Annotated in this window: 10 protein-coding genes and 1 pseudogene; 9 read left to right on the top strand and 2 right to left on the bottom strand. The window is 34.3% G+C overall.

The genetic code is table 11. From position 1 onward, the window contains the following. The first annotated feature begins 505 nt into the window (after nt 1–505). Entirely contained in the window at nt 506–1,045 is a 540-nt protein-coding gene (gene fldA, locus GIY03_RS00355) for a flavodoxin FldA (protein WP_457913750.1), read from the top strand. A gap of 3,606 nt (nt 1,046–4,651) precedes the next feature. On the opposite strand, the gene rpoH is transcribed toward fldA, so the two are convergent. Both rpoH and ftsY read right to left on the bottom strand, forming a co-directional pair. After that, nucleotides 4,652–5,509, bottom strand: coding sequence for an RNA polymerase sigma factor RpoH (gene rpoH, locus GIY03_RS00350; RefSeq protein WP_457913749.1), 858 nt, complete (start codon nt 5,507–5,509; stop codon nt 4,652–4,654). A 1,561-nt stretch (nt 5,510–7,070) separates the two neighbouring features. Further along, nucleotides 7,071–7,973 (bottom strand): annotated as a pseudogene (gene ftsY, locus GIY03_RS00345) (signal recognition particle-docking protein FtsY); the annotation flags it as partial. Nucleotides 7,974–10,291: 2,318 nt separating this feature from the next. On the opposite strand from ftsY, the gene tyrS reads away from it, so the two are divergent. From tyrS to GIY03_RS00305, 8 genes are all read left to right on the top strand, one after another. After that, complete coding sequence (tyrS, locus tag GIY03_RS00340) at nt 10,292–11,566, top strand: tyrosine--tRNA ligase (protein WP_457913747.1); 1,275 nt, start codon at nt 10,292–10,294, stop codon at nt 11,564–11,566. A gap of 3,425 nt (nt 11,567–14,991) precedes the next feature. After that, the gene (gene tsaE / locus GIY03_RS00335) at nt 14,992–15,465 is read left to right on the top strand and encodes a tRNA (adenosine(37)-N6)-threonylcarbamoyltransferase complex ATPase subunit type 1 TsaE (RefSeq protein ID WP_457913746.1); all 474 of its coding nucleotides are present in this window, start codon (nt 14,992–14,994) and stop codon (nt 15,463–15,465) included. 128 nt (nt 15,466–15,593) lie between these two features. Continuing rightward, entirely contained in the window at nt 15,594–17,315 is a 1,722-nt protein-coding gene (gene amiB, locus GIY03_RS00330; RefSeq protein WP_457913745.1) for an N-acetylmuramoyl-L-alanine amidase AmiB, read from the top strand. A gap of 795 nt (nt 17,316–18,110) precedes the next feature. Further along, nucleotides 18,111–19,055 (top strand): tRNA (adenosine(37)-N6)-dimethylallyltransferase MiaA, encoded by a 945-nt coding sequence (miaA, locus tag GIY03_RS00325; RefSeq protein WP_457913744.1) that lies wholly within the window; start codon nt 18,111–18,113, stop codon nt 19,053–19,055. 308 nt (nt 19,056–19,363) lie between these two features. Beyond that, nucleotides 19,364–19,711 (top strand): RNA chaperone Hfq, encoded by a 348-nt coding sequence (hfq, locus tag GIY03_RS00320; protein WP_457913743.1) that lies wholly within the window; start codon nt 19,364–19,366, stop codon nt 19,709–19,711. A gap of 1,109 nt (nt 19,712–20,820) precedes the next feature. Beyond that, a complete protein-coding gene (gene hflK / locus GIY03_RS00315; protein WP_457913742.1) occupies nt 20,821–22,083 on the top strand; it encodes an FtsH protease activity modulator HflK in 1,263 nt (420 codons plus the stop codon). A 1-nt stretch (nt 22,084) separates the two neighbouring features. Beyond that, a complete protein-coding gene (hflC, locus tag GIY03_RS00310; RefSeq protein WP_457913741.1) occupies nt 22,085–23,089 on the top strand; it encodes a protease modulator HflC in 1,005 nt (334 codons plus the stop codon). 334 nt (nt 23,090–23,423) lie between these two features. Next, the gene (locus GIY03_RS00305) at nt 23,424–24,722 is read left to right on the top strand and encodes an adenylosuccinate synthase (protein ID WP_457913740.1); all 1,299 of its coding nucleotides are present in this window, start codon (nt 23,424–23,426) and stop codon (nt 24,720–24,722) included. The last annotated feature ends 1,385 nt before the right edge of the window (nt 24,723–26,107 follow it).

The raw sequence follows: 26,107 nt of genomic DNA, 5'->3' as shown, positions 1-26,107 counted from the left end.
GTATCTAAACGAATTGTATTTCTAGGTAAAAACACTGCTAGTCACTAGACTGGTAGTGTTCATACTACACGTTCCTAAAATACCTTTTTTTAGGGTATGTACTGATGTAAAATTTCTAATAAAATATATATAGAAGAAATAAGGATAAACTGTAAAGCAGTATATTATTGAAGCAATGACTACTAACCTCATATGTATCTAGAGCATCTTGCATAGTACTATATATCGATGAGAAAATCTTTACCTTGTATGGAAACTTACGAAATAAAAATACTAACTATAGTAAGCGGCATGAGCTTATATTACTAATATAATATAAAAGCAATAACAGCGCTAATCTTTTACTATTCTATCAATAGCATAGCACTTAGAGGTACTCGAAACCAGCAAGGAATAGGCGTTACTATAGTGTCATAAACTCTCACTTAGAATGATGTACTTGTATTCATTCTACTAATACGGAAATTGAATTCTACAATATATTTAAATTAAAGGTTATATACATATGGCTATAGTAGGTATTTTCTTTGGGAGCGATACTGGCAATACTGAGCGCATTGCTAACATAATCCAAAAAATTCTCCGTGAACGATGTGGCAATATAATATGCACTATACAAGACATCGCAAAAAGCACCAAGGCACATCTAGAATCTTGTGATATTCTGTTATTAGGTATTCCAACTTGGTACTATGGTGAAGCACAGTGCGATTGGGATGACTTTTTCCCCACGCTAAAAACAATAAACTTTCGTGACAAACGAGTAGCATTATTTGGTTGTGGTGATCAGGAAGATTATGCTGAATACTTTTGTGATGCAATGGGTACTTTACACGATATTATTACGCCGCTTGGCGCCACTATAGTTGGTAAATGGCCGATCCTAGGTTACGACTTTGAGACATCGAAAGGCTTAGCAGACCAAGATAACTTTATTGGATTAGTGATCGACGAAGACCGTCAACCAGCGTTAACTGACGAACGTATTTTAAGTTGGGTGACACAGATCATCGGAGAACTCAACTTGATAGATAACCTCATCTAATTTTATTGTTTCCAAGAGAAGCTGCCAAAGGCTATTACTATACGCACAGTATGATCTACCTCTCATCGTTAAAGTATAGCTAGAGATAGCTATACTTTAACTGCAATGCACAAAAATCAGCGACATTTAACGTGATATATTTAGTCAGTTTTCTTCTTGTAATTACTATTCTAATAAAACTATTAGAATATAGAAAACTTTATGTTTAACACTTAACCTACAGTTAAATTAAAAGTAAATTTTTTAACTTATCTTCCCATTGCTATCATTCAGCACTTACAGTGCATACAAATGCCATTATATTTTGTATTAAACGGCCAAATAATTTTGTCTTATGCATTAAATAATTTTAATTATATAATGTATCAGTGTTATTTGATAGCTGCTAATTATATACGCTGACATACTAGAATGCAGAAAGCTATAATCAGAAAAGTATAGCTCATATACTTAGGCAGTCATAAATATCTTACACTGACAAATACCACTAAATTACTCAGTTTGCATGATTAATAATAACACTATATTAAAAACACTGGCTCAACAAGCATCAGCATCATGATGCAGATGCTTGAATTTTAGAAATACTATAATACCTAATACTATTGTGTCAGCGCAGCGACTTTATAGATAAAAACTTATCTATATGAGGAATAATTTTAGATTAGTGACAATTTACGACCTGCTAGGTTAATTTTATGATATAAGTATTGTCATTCATCATCATTTTAAGAACGGCGCTGTACATTTTACCTTGACAAATAGATAATATAAAAATCCTCTGATGTATTTGGGCTTTATCAAAGCCATACAATTTAGTAACCGATGAATGCATGATCATTAACATGATATCGTTAAACAACATGGTCGAACATGAAGTAATTATAATCTATGCCTATTATCATTGTAAGATCGGTAACTGCTTTGCAGATACCGCGCTACATGACACATGATAACCCTTCGCGCAGTATTAATTAAAGTTACTTATTAATAATGCCAATACAGATCTTGGCATATTCGAGAGATCACTCAAACACGCCAATATCTATATTTAGATTGTATACTAACAAACATACATTATTAACGATCATTACATCACAAATATCACATAATAACCATTACTTACGCAGATTAGGTTAAAACAGTAAAATATCCAGATCTATTAGATAGAAAAATTCTCTTGATGGAAGAATCATTCTATAATAAAATCCTAATGCTATTTTAGTTATCATAGCTGTTTTTTGATAGCTTACTAAGCACACATCAAACCATTCGTATTGAATAACTCTTTTATTATAATTTTCTATGATCTCTAGAAAATTATTATATTTTATCTTTGTAAGATATTTTGTTATGTATCTTAAATTTTTTGAGATTTATGTGTATAACTATGTAATAAACAGAAGACATTAATAAACGTGATATATATTCCAGTTACCCGTGGGTACTAAGATAACTTTTTGACCTTTTATCACTTGAAGCCGGCTGAGTTAGAACTTGAATTAGCGATTACTGTGTTTTTAAACTTATGTAGTCAAGTATTATCAATTTTTTCTTTTTTGTATAAGATAATACTTTTATAGCCTTATAAATTTTACATCTCACCAGGTAGATATATCACTTAAATTGCTCTAGCATAAATACTGCAATAACAAACATCATTATAGAACAGTGACACTACTAGTACTTGATAAAAAAAATTAAATCTAATTATGCAAACTTTTCGATTATGTCAGACTACTATACATACATATATCAGCAGTTATGTGAGTAATAACTAGCGGAATTTTAACATATATCCTGGATAACCGTGTTAGTATCATGAAAACCATAGAGTTACTTAATATTTTATACATGTTTGCTACTAACTATGCAACTTGTCATGACTTTAATTAACAAGTAGTTCAGCATTTAATATAATGTTTTAGTATAAAACTAACTACACTGATACAATGTCAGTTATATATAATTATCGTGTACTTTGTCTTAGGTACACTAGAAGTGTATAATAGCGATAGGCAAAAAAACCACACACCCTCAACAACAGGAAAAGACAATAAAGTTTTCCCATATATCAATAATTGTTATACAACAAAAGTTAAACTAGCATGTAAATAAAATTAGTTGAGTAAAACTATAGGCAAGCATGGACGGCAGTCCGTACTCCTCTAAATATTATATGCTTTCTGAATTTCATAATATCACTAACATTGCTAAACCTTACACGTTGAGTGTCATACATACAAACTCACTTTGACGATTTATCACAATGGGATAAAACCAACATAATAGAAAGTATATACCTTCCTGGATAAAATACGTCATCATGGTGTTAAACTAGTGAAAAAGTGAATACGTATAATCAATAAAGAGGGCGATAAAATCACTGTGTCTTTTAATGAAATCATTCCGGTAGGAATATGATACTGATTCCTGTATCAATTATTACAATGAAGAATCAACAATGTTATTGGAATTACCATCAACTGTCAAAAAATTACATGCGCTCTACATATAAAATAAGGATCTTGACGTAAAACATGTCATCTCCTTAAAACTTGTATTCTTAGGAAAAACTCATTGAATCATGTATATTAGTTGATAATTAAATACTAATTTAACTATTTTACATCACTTTGCCAAATTTTTTAACACTTAATTAAAATAATGATGTTACAATATGCAAAACTTGATATGCCAGATAATAATTCAGTGATATAATATATCCTGAAAAAATAACCTTCGATGCTTAAAGCACTTTGCTAATACTCAAATACCTGTTTTATCTTCATTAGTATAAACAATTAATATGAATTATTGATTAGTAGACTCGCTTATACAATAGTTAGTAATCATTCGTTACCCAACAGTAATATATTAATCCAAACACCGAAACAGTAAACACACTTTAAAATCTTGAATATTTACCGTTCCGTCATGCTTATATAGTAATACTGCGCCTCTAGTGTCATACCATTGTTTACCTCTTAAAGATAAGTGCTAACTTACTTGCAACGATCTTAGATCTATGCTTCATACGCTGATAGTCCATGTGATATTATCACCTAAACGCGCCCTCAAATGTAAGCGCTGTAAATAAAATAGCAGCTCATTCTTTGCGTGTTCAAATAATTCGGACGGACAAGATATCAAGCAAAATAGACGTGTTTAGTAAAATTAAAGCATGAGTAAATTAGATTTTTATTCTAAAATACCAGAACAGAATGCCTTATCAGAAAATTTATGGAAAATATAATTCGCTTCCATAACATATTGTCAAAATATTTACCCTGAGTGGTATATTAGTGGTCATTTTCTATATCATTAAGCACTTTATAGCAATATTATTCTCGTACACCAGAGTTGAAATCGCCCATAAAAAAATAAGCATAACTATTGATTACCTTACAGATAAAATAGTTCAGATTATGTCTCAAAGAATTTTTGTTATAAAAACCATAATATACCTAATCTTTATAAACTCACCCCAGAAAGTAAGCGAGGTAAGCATGGCAATTAATGTATATACCATTAAAATTATAATACATCACAGTTAATGTTTATAGATAGAAAACTTATATTATATTGTTAAATTGTGAAGTAAATTCACGCTTCAATTGCTACTTTTAATTTTTTAATGGCATTTTTTTCAAGTTGTCGTACACGTTCGGCAGATACGCCATACTGATTGGCTAGCGTTTGTAACGTAGATTTATGCTCGCTATCCAACCAACGAGCGCGAATGATATGTTGACTACGCTCATCTAGACCTTCCAGTGCATAGGTAAGTTTTTCTACAGCATTGGCTTCCCAGTTATCTGCTTCAATATTTTCAGCAAAAGCAGAACTTTTATCCTTTAAAAAAAGTACAGGTGCCAGTGATTGCCCATCATAAGTATTATCATCTGGGGCTAAATCAAATGTCATATCCTGTGCTGCCATACGGGATTCCATTTCCCTCACGTCTTTACTAGTCACACCCAGTTCACGAGCCACGAGTTCAACTTCATCGTGGCTAAACCAACCAAAACGCTGCTTCGTTTTACGTAAGTTAAAAAACAGCTTACGTTGTGCTTTTGTAGTAGCAACCTTAACAATACGCCAATTTCGTAATACATATTCGTGAATTTCCGCTTTAATCCAATGTACTGCAAAAGATACTAAACGCACGCCAACTTCTGGGTTAAAACGACGAACAGCTTTCATTAAGCCAATATTACCTTCTTGAATAAGGTCTGCTTGTGGTAGACCATAACCTGAATAGTTACGAGCAATATGAGCTACAAATCGCAAGTGAGCTAGGATTAGTAGCTTAGCTGCTCCCAAATCGCCTTGATAATGCAGTCGTTTGGCTAGATCATGTTCTTCTTTTTCTGTTAGCATTGGATAAGTGTTAGCTGCCCGGATATAAGCTTCTAGGCTACCTTGAGGTACTAAAGATAAATTGTGTATGTCTTTGGTCATGCGTATCCTCTCTTATGAGACATCTATTATAATAGGTAATCAGTATGTCAAACAAATAATTGGTTTGTTGGCAGTTGCTATTTTTTAAAAATACTTTTATATTTTAAATGCTTTATATATCATTTATACTTTAAGACCCTTATCTTATGAATCATTTTACTAGTTTTAATATGAGATTGCACCTAATAACAGGCGTTAAAATATTTCTAGTGATTTTTTAAATATTAATAAAATAACTAGAATCGCCGAGAAATACTGCAGTTGCATAGATACAATTCGATACAATAAATTAATAACTTTAACGATGCTGACATTATAATAATACTTTGCAGTACAGTTAAACGCTTTATAAAAAATCTGAGCCAATGCTATTGGCTCACTGACGTCCATTGTATCTTTAAGTTTATTCAACAACTTGTTGACTATTAAAAAATAACAAGTGTACATAAGTAATCTTGCTATCATATCAAGCGATGTGCATATTGCAGTTCATACGTATCAGCGCATCAACGAATTATCCCGGAGATATCGATAAACACTGGTATCTAAGGTTGGCACAAAACATATAAGTGGCTACAAGCTTGCTTACTTGATTTAAGACCCATTCTATTGTGAATTTTAACGCTAATACAATATCAACGATATGCAGGCATAAGAATACACCGTCTTTTTTACTGTTCTTAAAAAGACTACTGGATGTTATCCAATATGATACTGATAAATTTTATCATGTTAATGATATGAAAACAGCTATAATGCTTATATGGAGGCGCTTTTAAAGACACCACCACTACCGTTATATTAGTAGTGATTACCGGTATTTGATAATTTTACTTATTTACTACAGTAACTCCGGAAACTAGTTGTTATATACGTGCACCAATCTATACACTTAACAAATACTATATGATCGTAAAAGCATGTGATACGTATGACTTTAATAAACGCGTCTTTAGTGTTTTGACCACCACTGGCAATATCTTATGTGTTGTTATCATGTTTAAGGAAGCACGAAATCTAATCATTTTTTTTAGTTCGCGATAAACCAATTCAAAAAAACAGGTACGTATTATACTTGATTCTACGTTAGAATTTACTTTGTACAGCGTTTACGATGTGCAATAAACATCTTTTTTTAGTAAATACTCGACTCATAGTTAATTAAAACATATGACATCATTAGTCTTTTAGGTACAGTATATTACATGAATATAGTATAAGTAAGCATACTCAGGATGAACATAAGCACCCTTATCGTTATTGCGTTAACAACACTCTATACTAAATTACTTAATCTTACCAAACTAAATTACTTAATCTTACCAATACAAGCATAATTTTATATTCACTGCTTGTGAAGGTTAGCTATTTTCCGTGTTTCGTGATTCACTAGCATGCGTTGATTCTTGCCCTATCCGATATTTTTAATCTAGAATCAATATGATAAAGATCACAAAGATAGATAATTGGCTTGGTATTATTGATTATCATTTTAGTAATAATAGTTGGACTAGCAGAGCGTAACTATTACACATTAACAATGTGAGTTACTTTCATCGTATCAGGAAAATAGTGCTTCAATAAATTGATCAGCCTTAAACCGCTGTAAATCTTCAACGCCTTCCCCTACACCAATATAATAAACGGGGATGTTAATGTAATCAGCAATAGCAAAAATTAAGCCACCTTTCGCAGTACCATCTAACTTAGTTAATATAATACCCGTTAAACCAACTGCTTTATTAAACAATGTTACCTGACTAATGACGTTCTGTCCAGTGTTAGCATCAAGCGTCAGAATAATTTCATGAGGAGCTTTAACATCTGTTTTTTTGATTACACGGACGATCTTCTTTAGCTCTTCCATTAGATGCGTTTTATTCTGCAAACGACCTGAAGTATCAGCAATTAACACCTCAATACTACGGGCCTTAGCAATCTGTATTGCATCAAAAATCACTGCAGCAGAATCAGCACCAGTATGCTTTGCCACCACTGGAATATTACTACGTTTACCCCATACCTGTAATTGTTCAATCGCTGCTGCACGAAAGGTATCACCTGCAGCCAAGATGACTGACTTACCTTCAATCTGCAACTGACTTGCTAATTTTCCTATAGTAGTGGTTTTTCCTACCCCATTCGCGCCAATGATGAGAATAATATGCGGAGTGTTTTTACCTATCTCGAGTGGCCGATTAATTTTAGATAACATTTTTGACATTTCTATCTTAAGCGTATCATATAATGCTTCGGCGTTTTTTAACTGTTTTTTATTGGCATGCTGCGTAAGAGCAGCAATAATCTTACGAGTCGTTTCTACTCCAACGTCAGCAGTTAACATCTGCTCTTCCAGCATATTAAATAAATCCTCGCCGACTTTATTACCAAAGAATAAGCCGTAAAAACAAGAGCCAAAATTTTTTTTAGTTTTTAGCAGACTATATTTTAGCCGCGCAAACATGGTTTTTGTCATTAATCTTTTCTGCTTCCGGGTAATGATACTTAACTTTTGTTTAACTAGCACTTTTTAAACGATCGTTACTGAATCTGTAGTAAAAACGGCCAATCCTTCTGGCTTGACTACAAAACTTTTAGCGAAGATGTTAACCACCGGTTTTTATACCTTAGCACTTGACATGCTCTGGGTAAACTTTTTGCAATTAATTTTATTCACTGGATCACTATCTAACTTTTTAAATCTATCTACAGAGTACATAGAATTCAGTGCCTTATTAGCAACTAATTCCATCGATGTCTTTAAGGCCTAAAACTCCGTGCGTCTAAGATGTTGTTGTGCATTGTTTTTCTGACTAAAGCCAAGTCGGAAAAAACTAAATTGTTTATTTTTTTCCATATTGGCGTTCTTCTCTATACTCAAGTCTGACTTAGTATTTATCCTGTCATACTGTTTATTAATTAAAATGCAGTTGAACAATACTGACAGTGCTCATTCTTCAAGAATACTATGTTTAATGTGCAATTTACATCCGAATGATCTATTACAAGATATGTGACTCTAGATAAGGAGTCTACACTACATACCTATATTGAGGTAAAATTATTGGTTTATTTTGATAATTTGCTTTCCTAACTAGTACAGTTTTAAGTAGTGTATAAAATTTAGCACTGCCGAGTGTATTTATTTAGTCATACAGCAGCGAAAATGTGGTATAGGCACTGATATAAATTGAAAACAAGCAATTTACTACGACTTTGATTATTATCAAGCACGATACTTAATACATTTAAAACGGCGTATGTAGTATCTGAAAGTTATTATGCATTCTCTAAGCAATAATTTGTTGTAAAGACTTCAGTTAGTATATTGCAAACATAGTGGTTCTGTTGTTTTCTGGCGGACTGTTAACAACAGCATTGAGTCTTTACTGTGTACTTTATGATTTTCTATAACCTATACCGCATTTAGTTTTTTATTGACAAAGACAATAATAGTATTATTGCCGCGTTGTTCAGTATGCCTCAATGATTACAACTTATTTTATTAAAATAGCGCACATTTTCATGATTCTCGCATAAACATCCAAATTGCGCTCACAAAACACATGGTGTTTCAGTATACAACATGTTATGTTAATAAATTCCGGTGATTTGTACACTATAATATATATGCATTCTGCATACATAAATATATATGCATTCTGCATACATACTGGTGTGTTTCAGCTCTTACAACATTAGCGTAAACCACTAAATTACTACGTCTTACGCCTTATATTTTATATTTAATCTAGAGTAAACACTTGATTCATCAGTTATTGAGCAATGAATTGTTCTATAGATATCTTTTAAGCGCTCGCAATAAAACGTGCATAGCTAAGTAATTCATAGCAAGATTCAAGTAATGCAGTACTTCACCCTACATGTAAACTACTGTAAAAGTTCTATGAATAAATACTATGAGTTTAATATTTTGAACGTACAAGATAAATATACGATCATTGATCTTCGGCGCAATAATTATGTGTCAAGCCACTTGATTTGTGTTCGATTATTGGTTAAAAGAAGCTTATTATACATGTCTTGCCTATCCCACAGCGATGTGCCTTGTTAACCTAAAAAACCAGAGACAACCTTACCAACGCATCGTGCTATTAACACATTGTGATGATACAAGCTTAGTATGTTATACTAACCTGGCTACCTGAAAATTACAATGTTTCATAAACCCCATATATTAGCCTTCCCTTCCCTCAGCATTTTTTGAATAACAAGTGATCTTCCTTGGCAAAACAAAGACTTTAAACCTCATAGATATCACGATACTTTAATAGTTTTCCTAAAATAATCAAATTAGTACCTGGGTTTTCCTTTGATCATCATGTATTTTTACACGTGGTATACTTGCAATAACATACTTTAAATTTAAAAAAAATCTTCAATAAAATGAAATTTTATTACCGATTTTTTAAGAAAATTTCGTCTAAATAGACGCCATTAAATTTTGGCAAGACGACGTGCTTACCGACTACGTGACCGATACTATATCAACAGAACAAAAATAACTGGCACACTGAGTGCTTAATATTCTGAGTCTCAACCATCTTCGTTAAACACTGTTACTAACATCAACACTACCTTGTTCAATATAAAACCTGATTGATTTGTTTCTATTAAATAATAATATATCACTAGAAACAGTGCATCTGTTTACATAAACAATACGCAACAATCTAATTAAATATCTAATAGGGGTACAGAGTAAGGCTTGGTAATTTTCTGTCACATCTTTAAGCTAATTCAGCATTTATGGAATAATTTATGACAAGTAAATACTTTATTAAACAGTTACAAGATCGAGGACTAATTTCCCAGGTAACAGATGCAAAGGGGTTAGAAACGCGGTTAGCACAAGGGCCTATAACACTATATTGTGGTTTTGATCCAACCATGGATAGCTTGCATGTAGGCCATCTCATGCCTTTATTATGCCTCAAGCGCTTTCAATTAGCAGGCCATACACCGATCGCATTGCTCGGGGGTGGGACTGGTTTAATCGGTGATCCAAGCTTTAAGGCAACTGAGCGAAAACTCCAAACTACTGAGATAGTACACCAGTGGTTAGAGAACATCCAAAAACAGATTGCTCGTTTCCTGGATTTTCACCATGTTAGCAACAACGCAATTGTTGTTAATAATTATCACTGGTTTAGTCACATGAATGTACTAACTTTTCTGCGCGATATAGGCAAGCATTTCTCTGTAAGTCAGATGATTAACAAAGAATCTGTTAAACAGCGTTTAAAACGTAATAATTTTGGCATCTCCTTCACTGAATTTTCCTACAATTTATTACAAGGTTTTGATTTTAGCGAGCTATATCGCCGTTATCAGGTAGAATTACAAATTGGCGGCTCTGATCAATGGGGTAACATCACTTCTGGTATTGCTTTAACCCGTCGAATACATCAAAAACAGGTATTTGGGTTAACTATGCCGCTCATTACAAAATCAGATGGAATAAAATTTGGTAAAACCGAAAATGGCACACTCTGGCTCTCTGCAAAAAAAACAAGCCCTTATAAATTCTATCAATTTTGGATCAATACAGCAGATGCGGACGTCTATCGTTTTTTAAAACTTTTTACTTTCTTAAGCCTTAAAGAAATTCATGCGATAGAAGCTATGGATAAACACAACAACCAGGCACCATCTGCCCAGCATATACTGGCCAAAGAAATAACTACTATAGTGCACGGCACTGAAGGTTTAGCGGCCGCTATACATATCACAGAAAGCTTGTTTTCCGGAAAGTTACACGAAATGACTGAAGCGGATTTTGCCCAATTGAAGAAAGATGGCATACCAACTATTCAATTTTCAAAAGATCTAGATCTACAGCAAGCATTGATAAATGCTAAACTTGTGCCATCACGTAGCCAAGCACGCACAATGATTATCTCTAATGCAGTAAGCATCAACGGCAAAAAAAACTCTAATGCTAAATACATGTTCAATGAAACAGACCGCTTTTTTGGTCGTTACACGCTGCTCTGTCGTGGTAAAAAACATTATTGCCTGATAGACTGGAAATAACCATAGCAAATAGTTGAACATCTTTATTGTTAAAAATCGAAGCATAATGATATTGTGCACATCATATATATGATGCTAACTATGATAGAATCGAGTGATATTTTACTGTTGAATAATCATGTTTCAAAGACGAGGTCGTATGTATCTCTACATACTCAGCGTTTCTACAATATTGATTGAATATCAGTACTGCTAATTTCCGGTGTTTCAATTATTATCTTCGTTAATATCTAACTGTATGGTAATTGTACTATTTTAATGAAATAATTATTATTAACCGATAGGTTAAGCGAGGTGTTTTCCGACTTCTTTTAGATGTTCTAGGGTTGCACAAACATCGTGGGCACTTCCAAACGATATGTACGTAATATTATACATCCTTCTTGTAGCTAAAACTATTGTAGTGTAATCATTATGCTACATAGTCTTCAAGACACCACCTGATCTGTAATATCAGCGCACACTTCTTATACTCTTTCTAATTCTTTCAGTTAATGAATAATAGTTATATATCAGGATAAAATCCGAAGATATCCTAACGGATATACACTAGTTTTATAAGATTTTTACCATTAATCAATCAATGTTTATCCGGGTTAGTAACTTTCAATTATATACTGCGTTTCAATAGATATTGAAACTCATTTTGCAGTCTTTAACGTCCTATTATTTAGCTATGTGCTCATTGCTTGATACACATTCTCCTTATGTACGCGAACAATATCAAACCATAAAATTAAGGTTATCACCTTTATAAGTAACAGAAGAAGTAATTTTACATAACTTATGTACTCTTACTATAATATCTAAGATAAAGAAGGTGAAACCCCTACAGCTGAGTATATATTGTTATATTTGTACAACTAACTTCACTTATAAAACAGCAAGTGTCCTTAATGATCATAAGTATAAGCTTATAAATATAACCTTCAGAAGCGCCTATTATGGCGTAATGCATTGACTACTGCGGATTTTAATAACGTTTCTTAGTTAAGACTAGATCTTGAAGATAAAATATCATTACCTATAACATCGACAGTCAATAGTCGAGGTAAATGTGTAGCTCTTACCTATATATATTACTTATATAATTAAGAATAAACTAGGAGATAAAGTTGACTAATATCTTTGTGGATAAAAATATATTGTCTTTCTGCTATTGAAATAAAAAATGATTAACTAACTATTTTATATATAAAATATGATTGTAAATCAGTGAAATAATAAGAATCCCGATAGATTATTATCTTTTATATTTCAAAATTATATCAATAAACTGTGGATAAGTCTGTTTATAACATTTATAGCACTCATGTAATTGCAAAAAATCTATGCGTTTGGTAGAAGCATAAAACAAAAGCAAATAATAGAAACTTAAGAAATACAGCAAGCTTTAAAGTAGTTACTTCAATGATTAGTACAATCATACTCTATCAACTGAGGTATTATATATTTATATAGTATATGACTCCCTTCATAATGTCAAGTTCATAAAATCACAAACTGTTTGCTCATACCCAATATAAATTTTTCCTTTTTAAGGATTATACAAATAATTCTACGCTTATTAACCTAGAGATGTACGAAAAGGATCTTATCAACATCAATTACTGAGTCAACTACATAGTAGCTTACATGCACCTCAAAGTATTATTCGTAATATTTGATTAACCTCAACTTAATTATTCAATACATAGTCTGTCTGATTAAAAGTACGAAAGAATTATGCACGTAATGAGGATCATATAGAATAAACAATTAGTTTATTCCTGTACAGTATATTATAAAGATCTAAGTAGCTCTCTGTATTATTTAGTTATTCATGATTTTATAACCCTTATGTGAATTAAAAATCTGAGCTATAAATAGTCAGATAGTGATCTAATATCCACGTTATCGTCTGATCTTTTACGAATTATATGGTGGCATGAACCTGCTCAATTAAATGCTATACATATTCTGCGTTATCGAATTAACATCTCTCTTTTTAAGAAATTAACGATATATTTAACTTCATTGGGTCATATGTGCGGATCACTATGCTTAGTATATCCATTAAATCTAGTCTACTATGACACCTAGGTAAATATAAAGGTTTACTAGTTTCGATCGTTGAGATTTTATGCTTAGTGCATACATAGCCATATTATAATCTATACCCTATATGGTATAGATATACCGTATAACTAGAAGGGTTGATTCTTAGCTATTTAGTGCAATTCTTATAGACTTATATGAACAGCTACTTTATTTCCATATCTTAATTAAGACGATATAAGATATAATCTTTATATCTGTAATTTTTTATAATTCAGTTGTTATTATATGTAACAAGGATAGCAACTTTTATATGTATTAACCAGCTTCATAATTTACTATATAGTTCAAAGCAAGTGATCGAAAGGATAATTAAAAAATCTTTATCTATGCTAGACTGAGATAGTTTTACAAAAATGCTAATCTTTAATCGATATTTACACTGTTATACAAACAATATTGGTATTCTGATAGATGATAGTCTTGGCAGATCAAAATACGAGCACTCATGTCTTAATTGCATCCCTTCATAACCAACCTCATAGCTTTATGTAATCACACCCCTGAACACCACGTCTGTTAGAGAGCATGTTAGTACTTCCTACTATCTGAATATCCATTCAATCGTTATATTATTGTATAAAGGTTTGTATGGACCATAAGGTATTTTAATGCGTAAATATATACCGTACCAATTTCCTGTAGGAAATGGATAACAACTAATGACACAGTTCAATGCGTTTATAAAATAACTCCGGCATCTTCACATTGGTCTGACACCAGAACATTATTCTAATAATAGACATCATCCAGTTCTTTTTTTTTAAACAGACTACACACTCATGAATTCATTCAGTTTCTTACCGAAACTACTTTAATCATAATGAACGCTATCATCGTACTATTAAAAATCTCTATAAAACAAGGTAACGTATTGTACGCATAAACGGAGTTTGTTACCATGAATAGATACTTACTATTGTGCAAGTTGTACAAAATAAAGAGCTACGTTGGTATACAATCTATTGCAAAATAACCGTATTATACAAGAAGGTAAAACCTTAAGGATGAAATATGTTTATCCTTATAAATACGTTAATAATTTACGTAGGGCAGTAAATGCTACTCACACATATGGAGCGCTGAGTTACCAAGACTCTCACAAACTAACTTAATCTTACGCGATATGAGAAGGGTCAGACTCATAAATAACTGGGTAAGAATCACTAGCATTCCTTGGTTGCTACAGTGTGTTTGTTAGAATAACGTAGCGCTTACTATCGTTGTATGCGGTGCACACATTAAGCATGTGACACAAGTTAATAATAAGCGTTGTTCATAAATATCCTTAATTTTCTGAATCTTAAATGCTAAAAAGATTTTATCCCATGAAAAAAAACTTTGTATCTCTGCCAAATGAGTCAGCAACTTCCGCATTAGGCGCTACATTAGCCAAAGCCTGTGATGGTACTCACATTATTTATCTGTACGGCGATATTGGCACAGGTAAAACTACCTTCTGCCGTGGTTTTTTGCAGGGTTTAGGTTATCTAGGAAAAGTAAAAAGTCCTACGTATACGCTAGTAGAATCATATTTTCTAGACTTACTGACAGTGTATCACTTTGATTTTTATCGATTAGCCAATCCAGAAGAACTAGAATTTATAGGTATTTTCGACTACTTTCACCAAAATACTATTTGCCTGATCGAATGGCCACAACAAGGTAAAGGATTTCTGCCAGAAGCAGATCTAAAAATATCTTTCAGTAATTATAATCCAGGCAGATTAGCAAAGATTCAAGCGCTTTCGTATGATAGTATTCAGCTTTTAAAAAATCTTTTTAAACAAAATAAATTGTAATGCTATATCACCCTCAATAATCCGTTTATGTATACGTTAACTTCTTATACTAGTCATTTCCTGATAGGCTTTCAACGATCTGCTGCATTATCACTTTCTTATCACTTGAATTATTTAAGGCATTTGTATTGAGAAAATTTATTGGTATTACCTTGATCATTGTACTAGAATTATTCAGCATAGTTAGTACCTTAGAGGCATCTGCATTATCCAATATTACGATTTCCAACACCCCACATGCAGCTATGGTGTTTGTGAATGTTAATGGTCCACTACATTATACATTTTTCTTACTACACAAACCAGAACGGATAGTGCTAGATATTAACCAAGTCAACAAGATTAAAGGTCTACCAAAAATCTTCAATAGTCATAGTCTAGTAAAAAGAATTCATTTAAGTTCATCAAAAGATAAGAAACGTACACGTCTAGTATTCGATTTAACACAACACATCAAAATCCACGTAGTTAATCAACACCATGATAGCCTTCATACCGTGGTGTTCACCCTCATTAGCAGAAGTAACGTTCATACGACTGTAGCACGTAAAAACACAAAGGTTACTAAGATCTTGCTAACACAACAGAACCCTATTCAGCTATCGCTAAAAAATGCGCATCCTTTTACTAAAAACCTAAAAATAATAAGCGATACTGCAGTAAAAATTATACCACATAGCAAGCGCGTTCCCGTGGATTTGAACAACCAGATCGTTATCGCAATTGACGCTGGACATGGTGGACAAGATCCTGGCGCCATTGGTCGAAATGGTTTACAAGAAAAGAATGTGACCATTGCTATCGCTAGCAGTTTACAGACATTACTTAATGATGACCCTCAATTCAAGGCAGTATTAACGCGTCACGGTGACTACTTCATCTCGGTAATGAGTCGTTCTGACGTAGCACGTAAAAAGGGTGCCAATGTGTTAGTTTCAATCCACGCCGATGCTGCGCCAAATCGCAGTGCTAAAGGAGCTTCAGTCTGGCTATTGTCTAATCAACGTGCTAACAGTGAGATGGCCATCTGGCTTGAACAACATGAAAAACAGTCTGAACTATTAGGTGGCGCTGGCGATATGCTCGCTAATCGCCAGACTGATCCTTACCTCAGTCAAGCAGTACTAGATCTGCAATTTTGTTACTCACAACAAGTCAGTTATGATATGGCAAAAAAAGTGCTGCAAGAGCTGCAACGCATAGGTTCTTTACACAAACGTCAGCCAAAACATGCTAGCCTTGGTGTTTTGAGCGCACCAGATATTCCATCACTATTAGTGGAAACAGGGTTTATCAGTAATAGTGTAGAAGAACGACTACTACGCAGTACTGTTTATCAAAGTAAGATTTCTGCAGCTATTTATAATGGTTTACGAAATTATTTCTTGTTACATCCGCTACAGACTCATCTAAAGATGAAGAATCAGTCACCAGGCGTCACAGAAACTATAAAAAACCCCATATCACATAGCATGCACGGAACATCCATGGGTAACTTAAAGAATTTTAATCAACACATCCGTCGCAATACTCACATCCATGTGGTAAAACGCTTAGAAACGCTTACTAGTATTGCTGACACTCATGGTACGACCATAAGTATGTTACAAAAATTTAATAAACTAAAAAAAAATCGCATATGGATTGGTCAACATATTAAACTCCCTACAGCGAAAAACATTACTACCATTACTTGGATCTCTAAAACAAAAAAGCCAGTTAAAAAAACTACTACATATAAAGTCACTAAAAGTGATACGCTATCCTCTATAGCTTCGACTTATCGTGTCCGGATTAACGCTTTAAAGCAAATAAAAAAAATTAAAAACAGATGTGGCACAGCGAGGTAAAGTGCTGATTATTCTGCAGCCCTACCTCCATGATCATGAACGCTATAAGTAATCTTTTAATGCATTATATGTTATAGTAGACTAATAACAGGTTTGCGTTCACATTCATTGAGCATAATGTGTCGCATAGGACTTCTATATGCAAAATGCATGCTTTTATGCATCAGATCACATCATTCAACCGCCACAGGATAAAATCCTGCTATTAATAGAAAAGTTGCGTTTATATAGTCAGAGTAGTTAGAAAATAACTAAAATCACTTGATGATTAAGATGATAAAGAAGCGATATTACAGGGCCACTACCATGACATAAAAGGATGTTTATCCTAACAATCAAATAAATTAAAAATTGAATCAGACATAATATTATGCACAAGAAGAAAAGTAATACTTACAGCTGTTACTGACGCTAATCCTTATAATATCTTAATGAGCAAAACAGTAGTGATGGTATTCCGTCATATTCTCTTCGAGAATCGGATAAAATTTTTAGAAAAGCATGAGTGCAAATATATAATACTGTATGTATTATTGTGATAGCAACACCAATAAATTTACAAAACCTAATGTCTAAACTATACGGCTACTTAGCCAAAATCAGCAAAGCTCAGTTATAATGCCCATCATGTACATCCCTCCATTATTGAAATAACAAGGATCAAGAGTGACACGTCCGAAGAAGCAGTGCAATTATTGGATAACGTTCAGTAACTTTACTTTTATTAAGTTACATCTCCAACTAAAAAGATTCTACAACTCAGTCATCCACACACCGCTTTAGTGATTGAAAATCATGGCTGACATAACACGAGATTTCCCAGTTATTTTTATCATGGGACCAACTGCTGCAGGTAAAACATCGCTAGCAATTCAGCTACGGTACTACCTTCCCGTAGAACTGATTAGTGTAGATTCTACATTAATTTATCGCGGTATGAATATTGGAACTGCAAAACCAAGTGATGTAGAGTTAAAAAAAGCACCGCATAGACTAATTAATATCCGTGACCCCGCACAAACATACTCAGTTGCAGATTTTCAAATGGATGTGTTAAACGCAATGGCTGATATTACCTCTTCTGGCGGTATTCCACTGCTAGTAGGTGGTACTATGTTGTATTATAAGGCGTTATTATCCGGTTTATCACCACTACCACCTGCTGATCCATTAATACGTAAATATATAAAACAACAAGCAGAAAAAGATGGGTGTCAGATTCTGCATGATCAGTTAAAAAAAATTGACCCAGTTTCAGCCTCAAGAATTAATGTAAATGATCTGCAGAGACTCTCTAGAGCACTAGAAGTTTTTTTACTTTCAGGGAAAACGTTTACGGAACTAACAAAAAAAAAGGGGGAATCATTACCATATTATGTGCATCAATTTGCGATAGCACCTTCTAGTCGTGCGTTAATTCATCAACGTATTAAACTACGATACCATCAAATGTTAGCAGCAGGTTTTGAAGAAGAAGTGCGTATACTGTTTGCACGGCATGATTTACACGCCGACTTACCTTCCATACGAAGTATTGGCTACCGTCAGATGTGGTCATACTTGTCCGGTGATATAAATTACGATGAGATGATTTATCGTGGTATTTGCGCAACACGTCAACTAGCAAAGCGACAAATAACTTGGTTACGTAGTTGGCATTTATTGTATTGGCTGGATAGCGACAAACCAAAAGAAGCTCTGAATAAAGTAATCCAGGTTGTTAGTGCGTCAATGAAATGATGGTGTATAATTGATGAATATTGACAGGTGTATTAACCAGCTCATAAGTTTTATACACCAAAATGCTTTATGCTGTTAAGTTATAGAGACATAGTATAATACCATTAATCAATTAAGAACTAATTTACACAGTGCTTGCGTTAGGCTGTATTCTGCACTGCAAAATACAGTTAATAAATACCTAACAAACTATGCTAGTAGTGTATGGGCTGCTTTAGACAACCTCACGCTTATGCTAGTTACAATATAATATACAAAGCCAGCAAGTTCTGACTTATAAACAATAAGAACATTAAGGAAAAGATAAAATGGCTAAGGGGCAATCTTTACAGGATCCGTTCCTGAACGCATTGCGTCGTGAACGAGTTCAAGTTTCTATTTATTTGATAAATGGTATTAAGCTGCAAGGCCAGATTGAGTCTTTTGATCAGTTTGTTATCTTGTTGAAAAACACAGTAAGTCAAATGGTTTATAAGCACGCTATCTCTACGGTGGTTCCATCACGTCCGATTGCACATCATAGTAACAGCCCATATAGCATGATCAATAATTATCATCAAAGTAATGCTCCGTCTTCATTGCAAGAACCAGTGCAGAAAAGTAATAATACTAAATGTAGCGCATCGTTAGTCAAACATAGCAAAGAGCATAAATAAGCAGTCAACTATTTGTGCTCTTTAATATGACAGCGCATGGATCATTAAACATGCCATGCTATATGCATAAATCATCTTATACATTGCAGTTACTATAAGATATGCTCTTGAAGAGCAATACTTGTTCACCTAATTAATCCTTAATAGTATATGAGCATCTATTACTATAGAGGTCGTAGGTATGCGTGACAACAATATCAAAACAGTGAGCACCCTACTAATATAGAGCAAGGCAGATCATCCTGATATATTATAGAGATTGAACATATATCCTGTACAACTTAACAGAGTGCAAGCGTCACACTAAAAAACGTAGTGCTCTTGGACTACCTGACGACTATCAGTCATATAATATATTTTATTGCTACACTCGATATTTTTAATATAAAATCAAATATCTAGCAAATGCTATAGAGGAGAAAATATCTTGGTACTTCTACACACCTACTTAACTGAATGTAGTATAGATATAATATCCACAAGATCGTCATCTAAATATCTTGAGGATGTATTTTAATATACTAACTGGATCAGGCGTATACTATATTTATAAAAAGAAATATAATTTGCTCTCTTAAGCTATTATACAAACAACACAGGCAAGCTTTGCAAACTTGTTTATAACACTTTTAGTTATAGCAAAAAATAATAGATAGAACTAGGCATCTTTTAAAAAGCCACGCAAGTAATACTTACTGTAAGCTCCAGGTTCCACTTAAGAGTAAGGAATCTTAATTCTAATCTACTGATTTTATAAATAACTCACATAAGCAAGAAAATCTAATAACATATAACGCTTATCAGTCTGACAAGTATACGTCAGACACTTAGTAACTCTAAAGAAGTAGTGTATTATGAGCGATATTTATCGCTACAAGCGTATAGTTTTTAGTCATATTGACAGAGCAAGAATTTAATATTAGTAGCATAAAGTTAGCATATTAACACTGTTATATTTTGTCTAGTGTTACACGAGATAGTGGTTTCGATGTCAAGAGGCATAAGATTTAAGTCACTTTATCGCATAATCATTTCCTATTATGTTTGATAACCCTTCGTACCATAGGCATAAACCTACAGTACGATCATTATAAACTATGGAGCTAAACATGGCGTGGAATCAGCCCGGTAATAACGGACAAGACCGCGACCCGTGGGGGAACGGTAAAAATAATAACGGACACTCCGACGGTAATAATAAAGGTAATTGTAACCACACATCACCTAGTTTCGATGAAATATTTCGAAAACTCAAAAAAAAATTAAGCAACTTAGATGTGAGTAAACACTCTAAAGGCAATAGCAGTAATACAAACAGATTATGTTCAAAACTCAGCAACTCTATGATCGGTGCAATAATATTCATCGCGGTAACGATCTGGGCTTCTAGTGGTTTTTATACAATTAAAGAAGCTGAACGTGGTGTAATAACTCGCTGCGGTAAATTCAGCCATCTTGTACAACCGGGACTGAACTGGAAGCCAACTTTTGTTGATGAATTACACATAGTCAACGTAGAGTCAGTTCGTGAACTAGCAGCATCTGGTGTAATGTTAACTTCCGATGAAAATGTAGTGCACGTAGAAATGAACGTACAGTATCGTGTTACTAACCCAGAAACCTATTTGTTCAGCGTAGTAAATGCCGATGACAGCCTAAGTCAAGCAACTGACAGCGCCTTACGCGGTGTAATTGGTAAATATTCTATGGATCGCATTCTAACCGAAGGTCGTACTGTAGTTCGCAACGATACGCAACGTATATTAGAAGAAACCATTCGTCCTTATAATATAGGTATTACACTGCTAGATGTTAACTTTCAGGCAGCCCGTCCGCCAGAGGAAGTTAAAGCATCCTTTGATGACGCTATCGCTGCACGCGAGAACGAGCAGCAGTATATTCGCGAAGCAGAAGCGTATGCTAACGAAGTTCAGCCGCGTGCTAACGGTCAAGCACAGCGCTTATTAGAAGACGCGAAGGCATACAAGGATCGTACTATTCTAGAGGCGCAAGGTGAAGTAGCTCGCTTTGAAAAGCTATTACCAGAATATAAAGTAGCTTCAGATATTACTCGTGAACGTCTGTATCTCGAAACAATAGAAAAAATATTAAGCCACACCCGTAAAGTACTAGTGAGTAACAAGGGGAATGCTCTAATCATGTTATCTCTAGATCAAATTTTGCATAATCAAACCAGTACTCCTGAGAATATGAGAAAAAAAGTCACCAGCTTTATTCAACTTACGCCTCCTTCCTCTACGAGTGGAGGAAATAGTTCTAATAGCCAAAACACTACTCATAACGATTCGAACATGAACCAACGTCGAGTACATGCACAGCGCGATCACAGCACTCGCGTAGGGAGGGGGTAAAATGCATAAATCATTTATAATGAGCATTCTTGTAATCCTAATAGCGCTATACGCCGCAGTATTCGTAGTGCAAGAAGGTCGACGTGGCATCGTGTTGCGCTTTGGTAAAGTACTGCGTGACAGCGAAAATAAACCACTTGTATATGCGCCAGGTCTGCATTTCAAGATCCCATTTATTGAAACTGTAAAGAACTTAGATGCGCGCATCCAAACCATGGATAATCAAGCTGATCGCTTTGTTACTAGCGAAAAAAAAGACCTGATCGTTGACTCCTATCTAAAATGGCGTATTAGCGATTTTAGTCGTTATTATTTAGCAACTGGAGGTGGCGATGTCTCTCAAGCTGAAATACTGTTAAAACGCAAATTTAGTGACCGTTTGCGTTCTGAAATCGGCTGTCTAGATGTCAAGGAAATCGTTACTGACTCACGCGGTAGATTGATGTCAGATGTACGCATTGCACTAAATACCGGTACCGTAGATGGAAAAGAGGTCACTACTACTGAGGCAGATAACGCCATTGCTTCTGCAGCGGCGCGTGTTGCGCGAGAAACGACTGGAAAACAACTGCCAGTTAACTCGAACAGCATGACAGCACTGGGTATTGAAGTGATGGATGTGCGTATCAAACAGATCAACCTGCCAGCCGAAGTGTCTGGTGCTATTTACCAACGTATGCGTGCTGAGCGTGAAGCAGTAGCCCGACGTTTACGTTCACAAGGACAAGAAGAAGCAGAAAAGTTACGTGCTAGTGCGGATTACGAAGTAACACGTACCTTAGCGGCAGCTGAACGTCAGGCGCGTATTACTCGTGGTGAAGGAGACGCTGAATCCGCTAAGTTATTCGCTAACACGTTTAGTCAGGCTCCAGAGTTTTACTCCTTCATCCGTAGCTTACATGCTTATGAAATAAGCTTTAATAATAATCAGGATATAATAATATTAAGCCCAGATAGCGACTTCTTCCGCTATATGAAGTCACCTCATTCTAAGCATGATGAGTAACTTCTCGGTCTTTATCTAATCAAGAGTCTATTTCTGTTTAGATATCACCTAATTTTTATCATCTGATTGACAATGAGAGGAATTATTACTACAAGGATTAAAATCCATGCTGCTTCCGAGAGCTTTAAAAATCATAATGCTAATTATTACTTAGGGATTGCATATTAAGCATGATCATTCATCATTTGCATGATGACGGTAAACTATATGCTTTATTACACATTTCTAACAAAATATCCACTTAGTTTGAAACACATATACTTTTATGCTTAAAATACTGAAAATAGAAAATTAGGGTGGTAAAATCCATTTTTAAGCAACTGGTAATTTTAAGATGGGTAATAATATCGTCGTAATAGGTACTCAATGGGGTGATGAAGGCAAAGGTAAAGTTGTAGACTTACTAACTGAACGGGCTCAATATGTTGTCCGGTGTCAAGGTGGTCATAATGCTGGCCACACTCTAGTTGTTAATGGTGAGAAAACTGTCTTGCATTTAATCCCTTCTGGCATCTTACATAAAAACGTCATCAGCATCATTGGTAATGGTGTTGTCCTAGCACCTAACATTTTAATAAAGGAAATACAAACACTCGAAGCACGCGGTATTTCAGTGCGTCAACGTCTATTGCTTTCCGGAGCATGCCCATTAATACTCCCCTACCATGTGATGCTAGATAATGCACGTGAGAAAGCACGCGGACAAACAGCCATTGGTACCACCGGTTGCGGCATCGGTCCAGCTTACGAAGATAAAATAGCGCGACGTGGTTTACGTGTCAGCGATCTCTTTAACCCGAAAACATTCGCTATTAAACTAAAGGAAGTCCTTGATTATCATAACTTTCAGTTAGTTAATTACTACCAAGTTGAAGCCATTGACTACCAATCCATACTAGATGATATACTGTCTATTGCTGATATTCTAACTGCTATGGTAGTTAATGTATCTGAACTCTTAAATAATGCACGCAGGCGCAACGAACTCATTGTATTTGAAGGTGCTCAAGGAGCTTTACTAGATATTGATCACGGTACATATCCATATGTAACCTCTTCTAACACAACGGCTGGCGGAGTGGCTACCGGATCAGGTATTGGTCCGCGTCATGTAGATTATGTCCTTGGTATTATCAAAGCTTACTCTACACGCGTAGGTGCTGGTCCGTTTCCTACTGAACTTTTCGATGAAACTGGCGCATACCTCTGTAAAAAAGGTAATGAATTTGGTGCTACTACTGGCCGCCGCCGCCGTACAGGTTGGTTAGACGTTGTTGCCGTAAGACACGCAGCACAAATTAACTCCTTATCTGGATTTTGTCTAACAAAATCAGATGTTCTGGATGGCTTGCAGGAAGTGAAAATTTGCGTTGGCTATCGCATGTCTGACGGTCGCGAAATGAGTACTACCCCGCTGACAGCAGAATACTGCGAAGATATAGAACCCATTTATGAAAGTCTGCCAGGTTGGTGCAAAACAACCTTAGGCATAACAGAGCATAAAAAACTACCACGGGAAACACTGCACTATATTAGTCGCATAGAAGAACTTACTGAAATACCAATAGATATGATATCAACCGGCCCAGACCGTCACGATACTATAATCTTACATGACCCGTTCAATGCATGATTATCTTTTGTTATCTAAGACTGCATCATAATTGCACGGTGCAGTCTATGTAATTGCGCGGCATTACTATATTATCTATTGATTCTGCATGAGCACTTCACCAATATACTAGCTACGATAACTAATGAGTTATAAATTGCTATGCTACATTGATTGAATGCTATATTTCTGTGTGATTAATAAATGCTAATAGCACTACAGTAATCTGTATTATTAGTGGTTTGTACGACTATAGTAGTGATGACCGATTATGATCAGGTAAAGCACCGATAGTTTGGCTGCAGTTTTTATTTCTTCTGTAAGACTTACACATCTGTTCCATTATATCATTATATAAACAGAGGACGATTTTATATATTAGAAGCACATAAAATATGCTTGCTAATATCTTTATCTGGTTTTCAGATTTCTTTGGTAGTCGTAACGAAGTATATTAGATAGTACCTTAAAAGAAATGCTGAGCTATGTAACACTCTAACATAGAGTGCCATGACTGGTGCACAGTCACTACAGATCAACACAGCTTTACGGGCAACACTAGTACCGCCAAATCAGCTAAGCGCTTGCTTATCCAGATATACACAAGATTGCTTTAAAACTTTGTTTCTTTATACAAATTAGAAGTTGATCATTAAAAATGCTAAGTTTTAACGTGTTAGTACTCCGAAGTTATAGAGATCAGTTAGCACTTTAACACTAAAGTTCACTAACTATTTTATAAAATCATTACCAAACTATTAGCTTATCTTGACTCTACCGATAGATTTTATATGATTTTACGTCTCATAGTATCTAGTCAGGTTATGCAAGCTTTAAAATCTACTAAAATAATCTATTAAATAGTGTGCTTAATATTTAGTTTATTAGCTTAGCCTGTTCATGCCATTAATACGTGCTGTTTAAATAAGAACTGCAATATAGCACAGTGATAAAATTGATTGTCGTATTCTATATGTCTTCGTAGCTCAAACTATTCAGTGAGTCCAAGATTAAAAAAGTAAATTTTAGAATTTTATTCTCTATATCTAAGCATTGTCTCTAATTATACCTATTTGCTTTAATTTATTTGGAGTGAGCAACAAATCTAGCAAATCTTTTCCTACTATTACGGATAACCATAACTTATTTAACGGATAACAACTAAATACCTACATTTAAGAAATATAAGCTATGTCTCTGCGGTTTACCTATAAAACTGTTAGGGTGTGCATTATACTTGAGTTGATATCACTACATTTAGTATACTAAGGTGCTCTTTAGCTACAGAGTTACAAAAATCTTTTTTATATCCATCTAACATGTAATACAAAAATAATTAGCTACGCATTCTTTTTCCAAAAATCATCTAAGATAATTATTGTGCAATAATACTCAAGAAGTTTATA

The sequence above is a fragment of the Candidatus Gillettellia adelgis genome (genome assembly GCA_020541285.1).
GTDB lineage: Bacteria > Pseudomonadota > Gammaproteobacteria > Enterobacterales > Enterobacteriaceae > Gillettellia > Gillettellia adelgis.
The sequence above is the reverse complement of the archived record's forward strand: the minus strand, read 5'-3'. Positions and strand labels throughout refer to the sequence as shown.